Origin of the sequence: Bradyrhizobium sp. JR4.3 (genome assembly GCF_040547695.1) — a bacterium.
GTDB lineage: Bacteria > Pseudomonadota > Alphaproteobacteria > Rhizobiales > Xanthobacteraceae > Bradyrhizobium > Bradyrhizobium canariense.
Genome location: NZ_JBEPQF010000042.1, coordinates 44339 through 60651, shown reverse-complemented (window position 1 = coordinate 60651; position 16313 = coordinate 44339). Strand labels below are relative to the sequence as shown.

Annotated in this window: 11 protein-coding genes; 4 read left to right on the top strand and 7 right to left on the bottom strand. The window is 61.5% G+C overall.

Going from position 1 to position 16313, the window contains the following annotated elements; all coding sequences use genetic code 11:
• Positions 1–567: 567 nt before the first annotated feature.
• From ABIB91_RS36710 to ABIB91_RS36695, 4 genes are all read right to left on the bottom strand, one after another.
• Positions 568–717 carry a hypothetical protein gene (locus tag ABIB91_RS36710; protein WP_354171721.1) on the bottom strand — a complete coding sequence of 50 codons (150 nt, stop codon included), beginning with the start codon at positions 715–717 and terminating at the stop codon, positions 568–570.
• Positions 718–934: 217 nt separating this feature from the next.
• On the bottom strand, positions 935–5761 hold the full coding sequence (locus tag ABIB91_RS36705) for an NAD-glutamate dehydrogenase (RefSeq protein ID WP_354171719.1): 4827 nt from the start codon (positions 5759–5761) through the stop codon (positions 935–937).
• Between the two features lie 169 nt (positions 5762–5930).
• A complete protein-coding gene (locus ABIB91_RS36700) occupies positions 5931–6350 on the bottom strand; it encodes a CBS domain-containing protein (RefSeq protein ID WP_354171727.1) in 420 nt (139 codons plus the stop codon).
• 233 nt (positions 6351–6583) lie between these two features.
• Positions 6584–7054, bottom strand: a complete 471-nt coding sequence (locus ABIB91_RS36695) for an aminoacyl-tRNA deacylase (RefSeq protein ID WP_354171717.1) — start codon at positions 7052–7054, stop codon at positions 6584–6586.
• Between the two features lie 406 nt (positions 7055–7460).
• On the opposite strand from ABIB91_RS36695, the gene ABIB91_RS36690 reads away from it, so the two are divergent.
• On the top strand, positions 7461–10193 hold the full coding sequence (locus ABIB91_RS36690) for a UPF0182 family membrane protein (protein WP_354171715.1): 2733 nt from the start codon (positions 7461–7463) through the stop codon (positions 10191–10193).
• 141 nt (positions 10194–10334) lie between these two features.
• On the opposite strand, the gene ABIB91_RS36685 is transcribed toward ABIB91_RS36690, so the two are convergent.
• The 3 genes from ABIB91_RS36685 to ABIB91_RS36675 form a co-directional block, all read right to left on the bottom strand.
• Entirely contained in the window at positions 10335–10502 is a 168-nt protein-coding gene (locus tag ABIB91_RS36685) for a helix-turn-helix domain-containing protein (protein ID WP_354171713.1), read from the bottom strand.
• A 90-nt stretch (positions 10503–10592) separates the two neighbouring features.
• Entirely contained in the window at positions 10593–11456 is an 864-nt protein-coding gene (locus tag ABIB91_RS36680) for a complex I NDUFA9 subunit family protein (protein WP_354171711.1), read from the bottom strand.
• A gap of 33 nt (positions 11457–11489) precedes the next feature.
• Positions 11490–12386: a DUF2189 domain-containing protein gene (locus tag ABIB91_RS36675; protein WP_354171709.1), complete on the bottom strand. Its 897-nt coding sequence runs from the start codon at positions 12384–12386 to the stop codon at positions 11490–11492.
• 531 nt (positions 12387–12917) lie between these two features.
• On the opposite strand from ABIB91_RS36675, the gene coxB reads away from it, so the two are divergent.
• The 3 genes from coxB (at position 12918) to ABIB91_RS36660 (ending at position 16302) form a co-directional block, all read left to right on the top strand.
• The gene (gene coxB / locus ABIB91_RS36670; protein WP_354171707.1) at positions 12918–13751 is read left to right on the top strand and encodes a cytochrome c oxidase subunit II; all 834 of its coding nucleotides are present in this window, start codon (positions 12918–12920) and stop codon (positions 13749–13751) included.
• A 74-nt stretch (positions 13752–13825) separates the two neighbouring features.
• Positions 13826–15601: a cytochrome c oxidase subunit I gene (ctaD, locus tag ABIB91_RS36665; RefSeq protein WP_354171705.1), complete on the top strand. Its 1776-nt coding sequence runs from the start codon at positions 13826–13828 to the stop codon at positions 15599–15601.
• Complete coding sequence (locus ABIB91_RS36660; protein WP_354171703.1) at positions 15598–16302, top strand: cytochrome c oxidase subunit 3; 705 nt, start codon at positions 15598–15600, stop codon at positions 16300–16302. The genes ctaD and ABIB91_RS36660 overlap by 4 nt, the downstream gene beginning before the upstream one ends.
• Positions 16303–16313 lie beyond the last annotated feature (11 nt).

Sequence of the window (16313 nt, the reverse complement as noted above, 5' to 3'; positions counted from 1 at the left end):
AAACGACTTTGAAACCCCTCGACAACCCGTTCGGCACGAGGTTGTCACCCATGTCTTAGGTACGACCTGTTACCTATGTCTCCGGTCTGGACATGTGAGAAAGCGGTAGCGGTCTCCTGACTCGAACCCCCGACGCCTCGTCCTGTCGCGTGCTGCGCGTATTTGGTACCGGGACATTCCGACAAATGGAAATCCAATTGTGGATTTAATGCACGTTCAACGAGTCTTTTGTCGGAATGGCCATTGATCTTACAGATAAATCATACGCCTCTTCGGGTCCCAGGTTCGAGCCCTGGTGCGCCGACCACTCTTAAGCGATTGGCCCAGAATGAGATCGCTGCGACAGCAGATTGAATCTAACAGCGGCCCGATTCGAGCATAAGGTTCCCGAGCGTGCATCGGCGCATGCGGGGCGCGGGGCTATGCCAGGCCCTGTGAGTGGGTTAAGCCACGACTGACAGGATGCTGCGTAGCACGCTTGGCCGGTTGCTCTAGCTGGGGAGCGCCATTGCCGTTTCGCTGACGACGTCGCCGATCGATCATCGCCATTGCGGCGCTTCCCGTGGCTTAGCGGATCCCCGCCAAAATTTCGGGCCGGTTCTTCTCGAGCCCGGCCACGGCGTCAGGTCCGTCGACGACGCATTCGAAGGTTTCCCAGGTTGGGTCCAGGGATTCCGGTTGCAGTCGCTTTGCTGCATACTCAACGAGGTCGTGCAAGCGTTCGTATCCTCGTCGGCGCTCAAGGGAATCTGCAATCGCCTTGCTGCCCATCCTCGTTGGGCCAAATCGATAATGCTCGGAGCGTCAGCCTCGTTGAACCAAGTTGTGGCATCGAACTCGATGCAGCGGAGAGTATCGGCGGTATGGCAAGTCGCGTGGATCATGGGAGTCCTCCGTTCGCCGGCCAAGTTTCACATCCCTGCCTCGCACGCCCTCAGGCTTTGACCAGATCTCCCAGCAAGTTCGCGGCCACAGTCAGCTTGGCGAGCGTCAGTCCGGTGGCGGCAATTTCCTCGACCGAGCGGCGGATGCGCGTCGCTTCGGGGTGAGCCGCGAGCCAGGTCTCGACGGCCTGTTGGCCGGACTGGCCGGTTGCCAGCATATGCGCTGCCAGTCTTCTTTCGGCGCCAGCGATCTGCTCAACGGCGCGATCGATGGCCATACGTTCGAAATAATCGTTTGCCGGCACGCTGCGCGCGGCGGCAATGATCCGGTCGAGCCGGAAATTCGCCTCGGCGGCAAAGAACGTCGCGGCGGCATCGCTGATGCTGCGGCTGGTGCGCTCCGCCACGGTCACGATATCCGGTGCCGAGACCAGGGCGTCGAGATCGGCGAGCTCGCAGGCGAGGCCGGCCGGGACGCCGGCATCGGTCAGGTCCTGCCGACGCTTGGCACGTGCGGGCTGCAAGTCCGTCGGCAGGGTGGCGTCGAGCCCGGCGACGATCTGGCGGATAGCTTGGCCGAAGCGCGCGACAACGGCCTCCAGCCCGTCCTTGAAATCGACATTGCGCACGTACCAGACCATGCGGGAGAGCAGGAGGTCCTGGATCGCCGCGTAGAGGCTGAGCTGCAACTGCCCGTCGATACGTGTGTCGAGCGCGTCGATCTCGTCATTGAGCCGCCTGAGCTCGTAGATCGCGTCCACCGCCACCTGCGCCATGACGATGGTCCAGATATCGGCGTCGGTCTCGTCGGTCAGGCGCACGATGCAGGCCGGGCCCCCGCGGTTGATCACGGCATTGACAAGACTGGTTGCGATGATCTCGCGTCGGAGACGATGGAGCTCGACCGCGGTCGGGAACTTGTCGGGAACCTCGCGCGGGAAGTAAAGGGTCAGTCTGCGGGCGAGATAAGGATCGTCCGGCACGCTGGTGAGGAGCAGGTCCTCGTAGAGCGTCAGCTTGGCGTAGGCGAGCAATACGGCAAGCTCCGGCCGTGTCAGGGCTTGGCCGCGCCGCGTGCGCTCGGTGAGCGCTGCGTCGTCCGGCAAGAACTCGACGGAGCGGCTCAGCAAACCGCGCTGCTCGAGCGACTGCATCAGGCGGGTGAGGAAGCCGGTCTCGGCCACGCCTTTGCGCTCGGCGAGCGAGAGCGCCAGCGTCTGCAGGTAGTTGTTGCGCAGCACCAGCGTGCCGACCTCGTCGGTCATCGTAGCTAGCAGGCTGTTGCGGTCGGCGGGGCTGAGGCGTCCCTCGCGTTCGGGGCGCGCCAGCGCGATCTTGATATTGACCTCGAGGTCGGACGTGTTCACACCGGCCGAGTTGTCGATGGCGTCGGTGTTGAGCTTGACACCCTTCTGTGCCGCTTCGATGCGGCCGCGCTGGGTGACGCCGAGATTGGCGCCTTCGCCGATCACCCGGGCGCGAACATCGGCGCCCGCGATGCGGATCGGATCGTTGGCGCGGTCACCGGCCTGATCGTCGCTCTCTCCCGATGCGCGGATATAGGTGCCGATGCCGCCAAACCATAGAAGGTCGGCGCGCGCTTTCAGGATCGCGGTCATCACCTCGAACGGCGTAGCCTGCGGCTTGTCGAGATCGAGCAGGCTCCGCACTTCCGGTGCGAGCGGGACCGCCTTGAGCGTGCGCGAGAACACGCCGCCGCCTTGCGAGATCAGCGACTTGTTGTAGTCCTGCCAGCTTGATCGCGTCAGGTCGAACAGGCGCTTGCGCTCGGCGAAGCTGATCGTCGGATCGGGGGAGGGATCGATGAAGATGTCGCGGTGATCGAAAGCCGCCACGAGCTTTGTCGCCGGCGAGAGCAGCATGCCATTGCCGAACACATCGCCGGACATGTCGCCGACGCCGACCACGGTGAAAGGCATGGTCTGAATATCGGTGCCGAGCTCGCGGAAGTGGCGCTTGACCGCTTCCCAAGCGCCGCGCGCTGTGATCCCCATCTTCTTGTGGTCGTAGCCCTGGCTGCCGCCGGAGGCGAAGGCATCGCCGAGCCAATGGTTCTTTTCGGCCGAAATCGCATTGGCGATGTCGGAGAAGGTCGCGGTGCCCTTGTCGGCGGCGACGACCAGATAGGGGTCGTCGCCGTCATGCCGCACGGTCGAACCGGGCGGCACGATGATGTCGCCGTCGAGATTGTCGGTGAGTTCGAGCAGCGAGCGAACGAAGATGCGATAGGCTTCGGTGCCCTCCGCGAGCCAGGCGTCGCGATTGGAAGGCGGCGGCAGGCGCTTGGGCACGAAGCCGCCCTTGGCGCCGACCGGCACGATTACGGCGTTCTTGACCTGCTGGGCCTTGACCAGGCCGAGGATCTCGGTGCGGAAATCCTGCGGCCGATCGGACCAGCGCAAGCCACCGCGCGCAACCTTGCCGAAGCGCAGGTGAATGCCTTCGACACGAGGCGAATAGACGAAGATCTCGTAGAGAGGTCGCGGCGCCGGCAAATCGTCGATCCGCCGCGCGTCGAACTTGAAGGAGATTACCGGACTCGGATGACCATCCTCGCCGATCTGCCACAGATTGGTGCGGATGGTCGACTGCACCAGATTGGTGAAACGGCGCAGGATGCGGTCTTCGTCGAGCGAGGCGACGGATTTGAGCTGCTCCTCGATCTCGGCAAGGAGAGTTGTCTCGCGCGCGGAACGCTCGCGATCGGTAAGGTCAAGGCGCGGATCGCAGCGGGACTGGAACAGCGCGACGAGGTTGGCTGTGATCCCGGCGTTCTTGCGCAAGGTCTCCCACATATAGTCCTGGGTGAACGGGGCGCGGATCTGGTGCAAATAGCGCGACAGTGCCCGGATGGTCGAGACTTCCCGCCAGCCGAGGGGCGTGCGCAGTATCAGGGCGTTGTATCCGTCAGATTCGGCGCGATCGGCGACCACCGCCATGATCGAGGCTTCCAGGCGATGGCTGAAGTCCGGGCTGATCTCGATCGGCTCGCCGTCGCTGGTCTCGATCGTCATGTCGTGCAGCCAGACCGGCTCGGGCCTGTTACCGGGCACGATCTGATAAGTGCGTTCGTTGACCACGCGCAGGCCGTGATTTTCGATCACCGGTACGCGATAGGATAGCGATAACGGTGCGGCGTCGGAGAACACCTTCAGGCCGAAGCGCCTGGGATCGTCCTCGCCCTTGTCGCGGTGCACCGAAATCGTCACCGGGCGGGCTGGGGTCAGCCTTTCGATGGTCGCGATATCGGCGATGGCCTGCTCCGCTGTGAAAACCTCGGTATAACCGCCGCTAAAGGATTGGGCATAGCGGTTGGCGAGCATGCGCGCCCGCATGCCGTCGGTCGACGCGGTGAGCGCGGCTTTCAGCTTGTCGGCCCAGGTCGCGGCAATGGCGCTGATCCCGGCTTCGAGCGTGGCGCGCTCGACGACGGGCGTCTTGCCATCATAGCGCCCGATGATGAAGTGGACGCGCGCAAGCGCGCCTTCAGGGAACGATACGTAGGAAGCCGACAGGGTCCCCTTGTAGACCTGCGACAGGAAGGCTCCGACGCGCGTGCGGACGTCGGTGTCGTATTTGTCGCGCGGAATGAAGGTGAGGATGGAGACGAAGCGATCGAACTTGTCAACGCGCGCTAGCGCCCGGACGCGTGGGCGCTCGTAGAGGATCAGGACCTCGATGACGAAATTGTAGAGCGAGTCGACGTCGATCTGGAACAGCTCGTCACGCGGATAATCTTCGAGGATATGCATGAGCGCCTTGCCCGAATGGCCGTTCGGGTCGAAGCCGGCGCGCTGCAGCACCCGCGAAACCTTGTGGCGCACATAAGGGATCTGCCGCACCGAGCGGGTATAGGCCCCTGAGGTAAACAGGCCGAGGACGCGCAATTCGCCCTCGAGCCGGCCGTCGGGTGCATAGAGCTTGATGCCGACATAATCCATCCGGATGCGGCGATGGACGAGGCTTGAGACATTGGCCTTGATGACGATCAGCAGCGTCGGCTCGTGCATGAACTCGCGAATTTCCGATGTCATCACCACCATTTCGTTGCCGCGTCGCAGGACCTTCGTATCCGGATCGCGGAGGATGCCGAGGCCTTCGCCGGTCGTGATGTCGTCCGACGCATCGCTGTCGGGCGAGAAGCGATATTCGCGCACGCCGAGGAAAGTGAAATTGTCCGCGCAGAGCCATTGCAGGAACTGGTTGGCTTCGGCGACCTCGTCGATCGGCAGCGGCGGCGGATTGGAAGAGAACGTCTTGATCGCTTCCTCGACGCGGTCACGCATGGCGCGCCAGTCGGTGACGCAGGCGCGGACGTTGTTCAACGCCCTGGCGAGTCCGTCGATCAGCTTCTGGCGATCGGCGTCGGCGTCCAGGCGGGTGATATGGAGGTGAATCAGGCTTTCGCGTGCGCCCCTTGCTCCCTCTGGCAGTGCTTCGCCGTAGAAGCGCAGCAGCTTGCCCTCAGCATCGCGCTCCACGGCGATGATCGGGTGGGCGACGAGTGTGACTTCGATACCCTGCTCGGCGAGCTCCGCCATCGTGGAGTCGTACAGGAAAGGCATGTTGTCGTTGAGAATCTCGAGCACGGAAATCTCGCGCCCGTTCGGCAACGTCGGATTGACCACGCGGATATCGGCGCAGCCCGACGTGCGCCGCTGTACATGCTCCCAGGCGTGCTCCGCCAGGAGGGCAAGCGAGGCGGCATCGTAATTGTCGAGATCCTCGATATTGCTGTAGCCGAACAGAGGCCCGGCAAAGGCCCGGGGGCTCTTTCCCGGCGGCACGCTGCCTGCTGCGTCGCGGATCAGGGTTGCGCGGGCCTTGTCGTCACGCCACGCCATCGTGTCCTCCATTTGCCGCGCCGTGTCCGCATCATTATCATTTTGCGGTCACACCGACGCAAAGTAGAGCACGTCGGGCCGCCGCTTTCGGGCCGCGCGATGGGTCCTTGTTAAACGCATGGCTCGGGCTCAGCTCAACGTCGGACCGAGCGGCGATCGCGAGAGGAGCCCTGGCCCTACTTCAGTGATGCGCCGCAACACTCCTGACGGTGTCGGTCAGCACATCACCGGACGCGGAATGGCTGACGTCACCCAGACTGATGATGCCGACCATCCGCTTGCTCTTGTTGATCACCGGCAGCCTGCGGACCTGCAGCTTCTCCATATGATGCATCGCCTTCGCGAGGTCATCGTCCTCCCTGCAGCAATGGATGCCTTCGGTCATCACATCGCGCGCTGTCGCGCGGCCGGCATCGAAGTTGTGGCTTGCGAGCCCTTTGCAGACGATGTCGCGGTCGGTCACCATCCCGACCAGCTTGTCGTCCTCGCCAACCGGAATGCAGCCGATGTCGTGCGCCCGCATTAATTTGGCAAGTTCGGTGATAGGGGTGTCAGGGCTGACCCAGTCGACACCCTTGTGCATCACGTCTTTGACCTTCATGGCGAGTCTCCGTTCCTGGGTTTCAGGTGCGTTGATGCAATGCAGCAGCGCCGCCATTTTCTGAACTGTACAACCGATCGGGTGCGGGGTCGCAGGAGAAAGCATCACTCCTTGGCGATCCGGCAGACAAACGCCGACGCTGTCGCCGTCACCCTTCCCAACGATTTAACGGCGACGTCGCGAGCCGCGTTCCCGCCCAGGATTGCAAAGGCATTGGGCGGTGCGCAGATTCCTCAGTCGTGCGCGCTAAAACGCCCGTGCGGTGCGTTGCTCGTCAGGCGCGCAAACTGCGCGTGACCCATATGAAGCAGCGTCTCATGATCGCCGGCTTCCATATAGATGTCCTGCTGTGCCTCGATGCTGTCGTCGACGATGATATCCAACCCGTAGCATTTGCCGACGGCAGGAACGGCACCGTGTGCACAGTCACTGAACAGCCGATTGATCTCGGTTGCATCGGCAATGTGGACGTTGTCGCCGAGACTTGTCCTCAGGTCCGACAGGCGAAGGTGATGCGATGCGGGCAAGATGGCCAGCATGTATTCGCCGTTGCGCCGCAACACGATGCCTTTGGCGAGGCGGTCGCCCGAGATATGGCAGGTCTCAGCCGTTCGCGTGGACGTCATGCTGAGTTCGTGCGGGATCAGCTCGTATTGGATGTTTTCAGCGGCCAGGTATTTCTGGAGCGTGGGAGCAATCGCCATGACATCACCTCCGATGCAGAATGCAAACCATCCACCCCCGGCAGACTCTCGCCATAGGATGGGCGGCTGCCTATAGACCCAACACGGGTCTTCCGTCCGCAATTATATACGGGTTCGCAATTTTATACAGGGTGGCGCGCCAAGTTGCGCTATTCCGATATGATGCGGTGCGGCGCCGCTTCGAGAGCGCCATGTTGCCTGACGACCGACTGGCAGCGCCGGCTGCTTCAGCCGACCTCGCCCATTTGCGCTGCCGCGATGGCGGCGATGCAGGTTCTGGCAGCCCTGTCCTCGCTCGAGGCGCTAATCCCGAATCGGGCGGGCGGGCGTCTCTCATTTCCGCTATAATGAAACCATGACGATCGGGATTACCGGACCCGGAGGCAAGATACCGAGGCAACGTGCCATGGTCGGGTTGATTGTTGCGGCCGTCGTCATTGGGATTTGCCTCGTCCTGCTTGCGCTCGCGAGCGACCTCCTGGTCGACTGGCTGTGGTTTGCCTCGATCGGTTATCTCCAGGTCTTTTGGACCACAATCGGCGCCGAAGCCGTCGTCTTTCTTGCAGTCTGGATCGGAACCACCGTCATCCTCTGGCTGAATGGATGGCTCGCGCTACGCTCTGCCCGACAGCGGCCGACGCAGTTCGTCGCCGCTCCGGCGTGGAGCGCCGCGGGCAACGCGCCGCCGGATCTGCTTGTGCTTGCGCGCGATCGATTGTCGTGGCCCTGGTTGATCACAGGCGTTGCGGCTTTGCTCGCTCTTCTTGTGGCGGCAGCCCAGGCCGGCAACTGGGGCGTCTTCCTGCGATTTGTCTATCAGGTGCCCTACGGCGCAGACGATCCGCTCTACAACAAGGACATCGGCTTCTACCTCTTCTCACTGCCCGCCTATATCCTCATCAAGAACTGGATGATGCTCGCGCTCGTTCTGAGCGGGCTTTTCGCCGCGGCGATCTACTGGGTGCACGGCGACATCGAATACGACGTTTACCGTCGATCAATATCGCCGACAGCGATCGCTCATGGTTCCGCTCTGCTTGGTTTTCTCTTCGCGGTAAAAGCCTGGTCCTGTGTTCTCGACCGCTATCTGCTGCTCTACGGCGACAATAGCGTCGTCGTCGGCGCAAGTTACACCGACGTGCATGTGGGGCTGCCGGCGTTGTGGCTAATGATCGGACTTTCGATCATCGCGGCGCTTACCGCCTGGGCGAACATCCGGGTTCGCACCTACCGGCTTCCGGCCGTGGCGATTGTGCTCGTCAGCGCCGGTACGTTCGTGCTGTCCGGCGTCGTCCCTGGGCTGTTCCGGCAGTTCTTCGTCAAACCAAGCGAGTTGGAGCTGGAGAAGCCCTACATTGAACACAACATCGCGCTCACCCGGCAGGCATACAATCTCGATCAGATCGCAGCCAGGCCGTTTACCGCCGAGCAGAAGCTTACCCCCGAGGCGCTCGAAGCCAACAAGGCGACAATTGAAAATATCAGGCTGTGGGACTGGCTGCCGCTGTCGGATACCTACGCGCAACTGCAGGAAATCCGCACCTACTACAAATTCCATGACCTCGACGTCGATCGTTACTGGCTCGATGGCTCCTACCAGAGCGTGATGCTCTCCGCCCGCGAACTGCGGTCCTCCCTGCTGCCGCCTAACGCCCAGACTTGGGTCAATCGCCACGTGCTGTTCACCCACGGCAATGGCGCGGTGATGAGTCCGGTCACACGCAAGAGCGCCGAAGGACTGCCGATCTTCTATCTGCGGAATATTCCTCCTGTCGCAGACGTCGGCCCCAGGATCGACGAGCCGCGCATCTACTTCGGCGAGCAGACCGACGACTACGTCGTCGTCAAGAGCAGCATCCCGGAGTTCGATTATCCGAAGGGCAAAGAGAACGCCTATGCGGCCTATGGCGGCGCCGGTGGCATCTCGATCGGGGCAATGGCCACGCGAATGCTGTTTGCTTACTATTTCAACGATCCGAACCTGCTTCTCTCAGGCTACATTACGATCGACAGCCGGATCATGATCCGGCGCAATATCAAGGAGCGGGTGAGCACGATCGCGCCGTTCCTCAGGCTCGATCATGATCCTTATCTGGTCGTCAGCAGTGGGCGCATGTTCTGGATGCAGGACGCCTACACGACGAACGCCTATTTCCCGTATGCAGAGCCCGCACAGGGGCTCGATCTCAACTACATTCGCAATTCGGTGAAGGTTGTCATTGATGCTTATAATGGGACTGTCGACTTCTACCTTATTGATTCAGGCGACCCGATTGCAGCGACCTACCAGCGCATCTTTCCGAACTTGTTCAAGCCGTTCACGACGATGCCGCCGGACTTACGGAAGCACGTTCGCTATCCGGAAGACCTGTTCATGATTCAGGCCCGACTGTACCAAGCCTACCACATGGAGGCGGCCGACGTTTTCTACAACCGCGAGGATCTCTGGCAATTCCCTCGCCAGCCGGGCGGCGACGGCATCTCGACGATGACCCCCTATTACATCATCATGCGCTTGCCCGGCGAACCGCAGGCCGAATTCTTCCTCATGCTTCCCATGGTACCGAGCCGCCGCGACAACATGATCGCGTGGCTCGCCGCGCGCTGCGACGCGCCCGACTATGGCAAATTGATTGTCTACGAATTCCCCAAGGAGAAGCTCGTCTACGGACCGTTCCAGATCGAGGCGCGGATCAATCAGAATACGGAGATCTCGCAACAGCTCACGCTGTGGAATCAGATGGGCTCGCGGGTGATCCGCGGTGCCAATTTGCTTGCGATTCCGATCGAGAACTCGATCCTTTACGTATCACCGCTCTATCTGCGGGCACAGCAAGGACACCTGCCTGAGCTGAAACGCGTGATCGCAGCCTACGGCGAACGTGTGGTGATGAAGGAGACGCTCGACGAGGCCTTGTCAGCGCTGTTCATCGAGCCTGGCGCGATGCGGCCGTTGTCGAGCTCGAAGGAGGAAATGCTTGTCACACGCCCGTCGGCAAGTCAGGCCCGGGAGGCGCTCGATCGCTACAATCAGGCCGTTGAACGATTGAAGTCCGGCGACTGGAAAGGCTTTGGCACGCAGTTCGACGCGATGCGCGAGCTTCTGGAGGACATGAGCCGGCACTCCACGGGCCATTAGCGCCGCGGCTCCTTTGGCGCCGGAATGACGAACGCGACGCCGCGCTTGGGCTCTGCTCGAAATCATGTTGTGATTTCAATCGCATAAGAGTTCGCAGTTTTGTTCTGGGTGGCGCGCCATTTTCCCAAACACGTGCCCGTCTCATGTTTTCCCATCACCGAAGTCGACCGCCTCCGCGACGCGTTCGACCGGTTCTGCAGTTGTCTCTATGTGGCCTCGCGCCAGATCGGCGCGGAGGCGTTCAACCGTGCGCGCGGGTGTGGCGCCGGTCCGCGCCCGGAATGCGCGGTTGAACTGGCGCCGGCTCATGGTCCAACAGCCCAGCTGCCGCGAGCGCGAATGCGCCCGTGCAGACGCTCGCCACGCGCCGTTAAAGCTGGATTAGCTGGGACGCTTCTCTCATCTTCGATTCGATAGCATCCCCTGAAGGATTTCCTCGATCGAATGTGGCGAGATGCCAAGCTCGGCAAATCCAGACATCTCCGGTGATGACACCGAGTCGATCCGCATCAGCTCCACTTGGTTACGCGTAAGGGGCAGGCCAGGGAGTATCTCGGAGGCCCAGGCCAGCGCGTGCCAAACGGCAAACGGGATTGGAATCAGGCGTGGCGAGAGGCCAGCCTGTTGCGCGATCGCTCTGAGCAGTTGCTCGTAGGAATAGCGGTTCGGGCCGCCGAACTCAAAGACCGTCGGGTGGGGCTCGGCTCGCTCGATGATTCGGACAACCGCCTCCGCAACATCTTCGACATGGGCCGGTTGCAATCTGGTGCGGCCGCGGCCGAACATCGGATAGATCGGAAGCCGACGAAGGAGCTTGAGGACGGTGCCGAGAAACGCGTCATCCGGTCCGAACATCACAGCCGGGCGGACGATAAACGCATCGGCGAATTCCGCGCGGACCGCCCGTTCACCTTCACCGCGCTTTCTGATGTAGAGGGATGGCGAGGCGGCGTCGGCCCCGATCCCCGAAACGTGAACAAGCCGTTCGACTCCCGCCCGGCGGGCCTGGGCTGCTACAAGTTGGGCCGCCTCGACGTGAACAGAGTGAAATGTCTCCCCTCCGCGCTCGCGATAAAGGCTGACCGCGTTCACGGCGCCGTAGGCGCCGACCAACGCATTCGCGACGGATCGCTCGTCATGAATGTTGGCCGCTACGGATTGAAGTTGCACGTCCGGATGCCGTGACGCGATCCGGACGGGAAATTTATGACTGCACAGATGGCGAGCGATGCGGCTGCCGAGAAAGCCGGTTCCGCCGAACACAGTGATGGTGCGACCGTTCGTTGCTGCCTCCGGCTAGCGTTCGCGGCTCCACGGGAAGAGTGAGGCCGGGAAATCCGCCGCATAGCGGTGACCAATCGGCGGGCGCGGCTGTTCTTCCGGCGGGTTCGGGTCAGGCTCAATGACCTTCCGATAAAGATGCCAGGTGGCATGACCGAGCACCGGCAAAACGACGGCGAGACCGACGAAGAACGGTAGCGAACCGATCGCCAGCAGTGTCGCAACAACCAGACCCCATACCGCCATCTCAATTGGATTTTCCCTCACGGCCCGCAGCGACGTCCGGATTGCGTCGATCGCAGTCGCATGCCGGTCGAGCATCAGCGGAAACGACACGACACTGACGCACAGGGCCACGACGGCGAACAGGGAGCCGACGCCACAGCCGACGATGATAAGCGACCATCCTTCCGGCGTCGTCAAAACACGCGTTGCGAAGTCAGGGATGCTTGCAGCCGGGGCGTGGCCAAAGGTTGCAACGTAGATCGCGTTCGCGGCGCCGATCCACACCCCGAACAGAACCAGCAGGAGGATGCCGAGTTCGAGCATGGCGCCGAAAGACGGTGCGCGCAGCACCTGCATGGCATCCCAAGCCGCTGCTTCCTTTCCGCGCTCGCGGCGGCGGCTGAGCTCGTACAGGCCGAGCGCGGCAAAGGGACCGATCAGCGTAAAGCCCGCAGCCAGCGGAAACAGCAGCGGCAGCACGGAATAGCCGATGACAAGTCTAAATAGGACAATTCCGAGGACGGGATAAATCGCGCAAAGGACGATGGCGTGAGTTGGGATGGCGTTGAAGTCTTCCCAGCCCAGTCGCAACGCGTTGCCCAAATCGGAAAGGCTGATCTTGCGTACGACAAACGGGGTGGAGACGCCAAACACTTGCAGTCTGGGTCTTGCGAATACGGTGGTCATGGCGCCGGCCTCCTTGCTTCTGATCGCAGGGGAAATGGCGCGCCTTCAAGTCGCGCACATTCGCCTCATGCGCGAAAATCGCGATTGAGCCCGGCAAACCAGATTCGACGAGAAGGAGCTTTGCCGGACGACACCTGTCGCGACCGGTGCCCCCAGCTTAGCGCGATGGGTGGAAGAAACAAGACAGCGCTTGCGGCTGGGTGAATTGTGCATCTGCACAGTTCGTTTTGTTGCGTTGCGTCACCAAGCGATCGCTGCCGGCCTCTACCGCCGGCTTGAAATGATGCCGGAGACGCTCGCGGTGCGACACACTCTACTATTGACGCCCGGCTCGACGCGGACCATGTTGAATCCAACGCCCCCAGCTCCGTTGAGACTTGTGCGGTCGTAACGTGCACTCGGCGTCGCGACCGATTGAATGGGCGAGGCAAGAGGCATGACGGCGGCGGATGTGATTCCGCCATCGCAGCAGACGTGAGCTCCGCCCTCTGGTTCGTATCCGCAGCCTTTAGCGGCAAGGATGCATGAGGGATGGCTGTAGCAATCATACTGCTGTTGGTCGCAATCGCCTCGGTGCTGTTTCACATTTTCAGCCCGTGGTGGTGGACCCCGCTCGCCTCAAACTGGCGCTACATCGACGACACGATCACCCTGACATTCTGGATAACCGGGGCGGTTTTCTTCGCGGTCGTCGCGTTCATGGCCTATTGCGTCTTCCGCTTTCGACACACGGAGGGAAGGCGCGCAGCCTACAATCCCGAAAACAAGAAGCTCGAATGGTGGCTCAGCGTCGGTACTGCAATCGGCGTCGCAGCCATGCTGGCACCCGGCCTGGTCGTCTGGCACCAGTTCGTCACAGTGCCGGCCAATGCGACCGAGGTCGAGGTCATGGGACAGCAATGGCAATGGAGCTATCGGCTTCCCGGAAAGGACGGCCGGCTCGGGACTTCCGATGCCCGCAATGTCAGTGCCGAAAATCCCATGGGGTTGAATCCCGACGATCCCGCCGGCCAAGACGATGTCGTCATTCAAAATGACGACTTGCACCTGCCGCTCGGGAAACCGGTGAAGGTGTTGCTCCGCTCGATTGACGTCCTGCATGATTTCTATGTGCCCGAGTTTCGGGCGAAGATGGATATGATACCGGGCTCGGTCACATATTACTGGTTCACGCCCACGCGCACCGGAACATTCGAGGTTCTCTGCGCGGAACTCTGCGGTGCCGCGCACGCGCAGATGCGGAGCAAGGTCGTCGTAGAGGAAGAGAAAGACTATCACGCGTGGCTGGACAAGCAGCGGACGTTCGCCGAGCTTTCCGGGCAGCGGGATGTCGCGAAAGCGGCTTACACGAGAGAGAGCGAATGAAAACATCGGCGAGGAGCGCCGCATAGCAGAGGGCGAACTCTTCGTTGAAGAGAGAGACCAAGGAGGGGATTCCGATGGTCGATGTCCCGTTTGACACAGTCGCAGGCGTCCCGCCCGCCGAAGTGGGCGAGGTCGAGCTCTATCATCCGAGAAGCTGGTGGACGAGATACGTCTTTTCGCAGGACGCCAAGGTCATCGCCATCCAGTACTCGATCACGGCGATGTCCATTGGGATGGTTGCGCTGGTGCTGTCATGGCTGATGCGGCTGCAACTCGGATTCCCCGGCACGTTTTCGTTCATCGATCCGAACCAATATCTCCAGTTTATCACCATGCACGGCATGATCATGGTGATCTATCTTCTCACCGCGCTGTTCCTTGGTGGCTTCGGCAACTACCTTATCCCGCTGATGGTCGGCGCCCGGGACATGGTGTTTCCCTATGTGAACATGCTGAGCTACTGGGTCTACCTGCTCGCGGTCGTGGTGCTGGCCTCGACCTTTTTCGTACCCGGCGGGCCCACCGGCGCCGGCTGGACGCTGTACCCGCCGCAGGCGATTCTCTCCGGTACTCCCGGGCAGGATTGGGGCATCGTTCTCATGCTGGCCTCCCTGATCCTGTTCATCATCGGCTTCACCATGGGCGGGCTGAATTACGTGGTGACAGTGCTGCAGGCGCGCACGCGCGGCATGACGTTGATGCGTTTACCCTTGACGGTGTGGGGCATCTTCACGGCCACCGTCATGGCGCTGCTGGCCTTCCCGGCGCTGTTCGTCGCTTCGGTGATGTTGCTGCTCGACCGCCTGCTGGGAACCAGCTTCTTCATGCCGACGCTAGTCGAGATGGGCACGCTGACGAAATACGGGGGTGGTAGCCCGATCCTGTTCCAGCATCTGTTCTGGTTCTTCGGTCATCCCGAGGTCTACATCGTCGCCTTGCCGGCCTTCGGCATCATTTCCGATCTGATCAGCGTCCATGCCCGGAAGAACATCTTCGGCTATCGCATGATGGTCTGGGCGATCGTCGCGATCGGCGCCCTCAGCTTCGTTGTGTGGGCGCACCACATGTATGTGAGCGGCATGCACCCGTATTTCGGGTTCTTCTTCGCCACCACGACGCTCATCATCGCCATCCCGACTGCGATCAAGGTTTACAATTGGGTGCTGACCCTTTGGCGCGGCGACATTCATCTCACCGTCCCGATGCTGTTCGCGCTGGCGTTCATCATCACCTTCGTAAACGGCGGCCTGACCGGCCTGTTTCTCGGCAACGTGGTCGTAGACGTTCCGTTGTCCGACACGATGTTCGTTGTCGCTCATTTTCACATGGTGATGGGTATTGCGCCGATCATGGCGGTGTTCGGCGGAATCTATCATTGGTACCCGAAAGTCACCGGACGAATGCTCAATGAGGCGCTTGGACGATTCCACTTCTGGGTCTCGTTCCTCGGCGCCTATGCTATTTTCTTCCCCATGCACTATCTGGGCCTGTTGGGTATGCCCCGCCGCTATCACGACATCGGCGAAACGGCCTTCGTTCCGGCATCCGCCCATGACCTCAATGCGTTCATGAGCGTCGCGGCCCTGATCGTCGGCTTCGCCCAGCTCGTGTTCCTGTTCAATCTGATCTGGAGCCTGTTCAAAGGAAAAGAGGCCGGCGGCAATCCCTGGGGCGCCGCGTCGCTGGAATGGCAAACGCCAGAGACCCCGCCGGGGCATGGCAACTGGGGCAAGGAGCTCCCGATCGTCCATCGCTGGGCCTACGATTACAGCGTCCCCGGCGCCGCCTTGGATTTCGTGCCGCAAAATGAACCGCCGGCAGGATTGTCGGCGCAAGGGCCCCACGCATGAGCGCCATCATCCTGTTCATGGCTGGAATAGCCGCAATTGCGGGATGGTGGCTCTCGCAACAGCGGCTGGCAGCCAAGCCATGGCTGGAGGAAGGCGTGATGGTCGATCTTCGCGAGGAGAGTACCTCGTCCCTGCCGGCGGCGAAGCTCGGATTGGGCGTATTTCTCGCGGTCGTCGGCTCGCTATTCGCACTCTTCATCAGCGCCTACTCGATGCGCATGAACATGGTGGACTGGCGGACGCTGCCGGTGCCAGCGCTGTTGTGGTTCAACACCGGCGTCCTGGTCTTGAGCAGTGTGGCACTGCAATGGGCGTATATGGCCGCGCGCCGCGACGACATCGACGGCATAAGCATCGGCCTGTGCGCGGGTGGAGCGTCCGCCATTACATTCCTTGTCGGGCAACTGCTGGCGTGGCGCCAGCTGAGTGGCGCCGGATACTTCCTGGCGTCCAATCCAGCCAATTCGTTCTTCTACCTGATCACCGCTGTGCACGGGCTGCATCTGATGGGCGGTCTGGTGGCGCTCGGTAGAACGACTGCCAAGGTATTGCGTGGCGCCGAGGCGAGCCAAATTCGTCTGAGCGTGGAACTCTGCACTATCTACTGGCACTTCCTGCTGTTGGTCTGGCTGGTCCTGGTCGGCCTGCTGACAGGTTGGACAGACAATTTCGTCGACATCTGTCGCCAGTTGCTGAACTAGGGAGGCAAGGA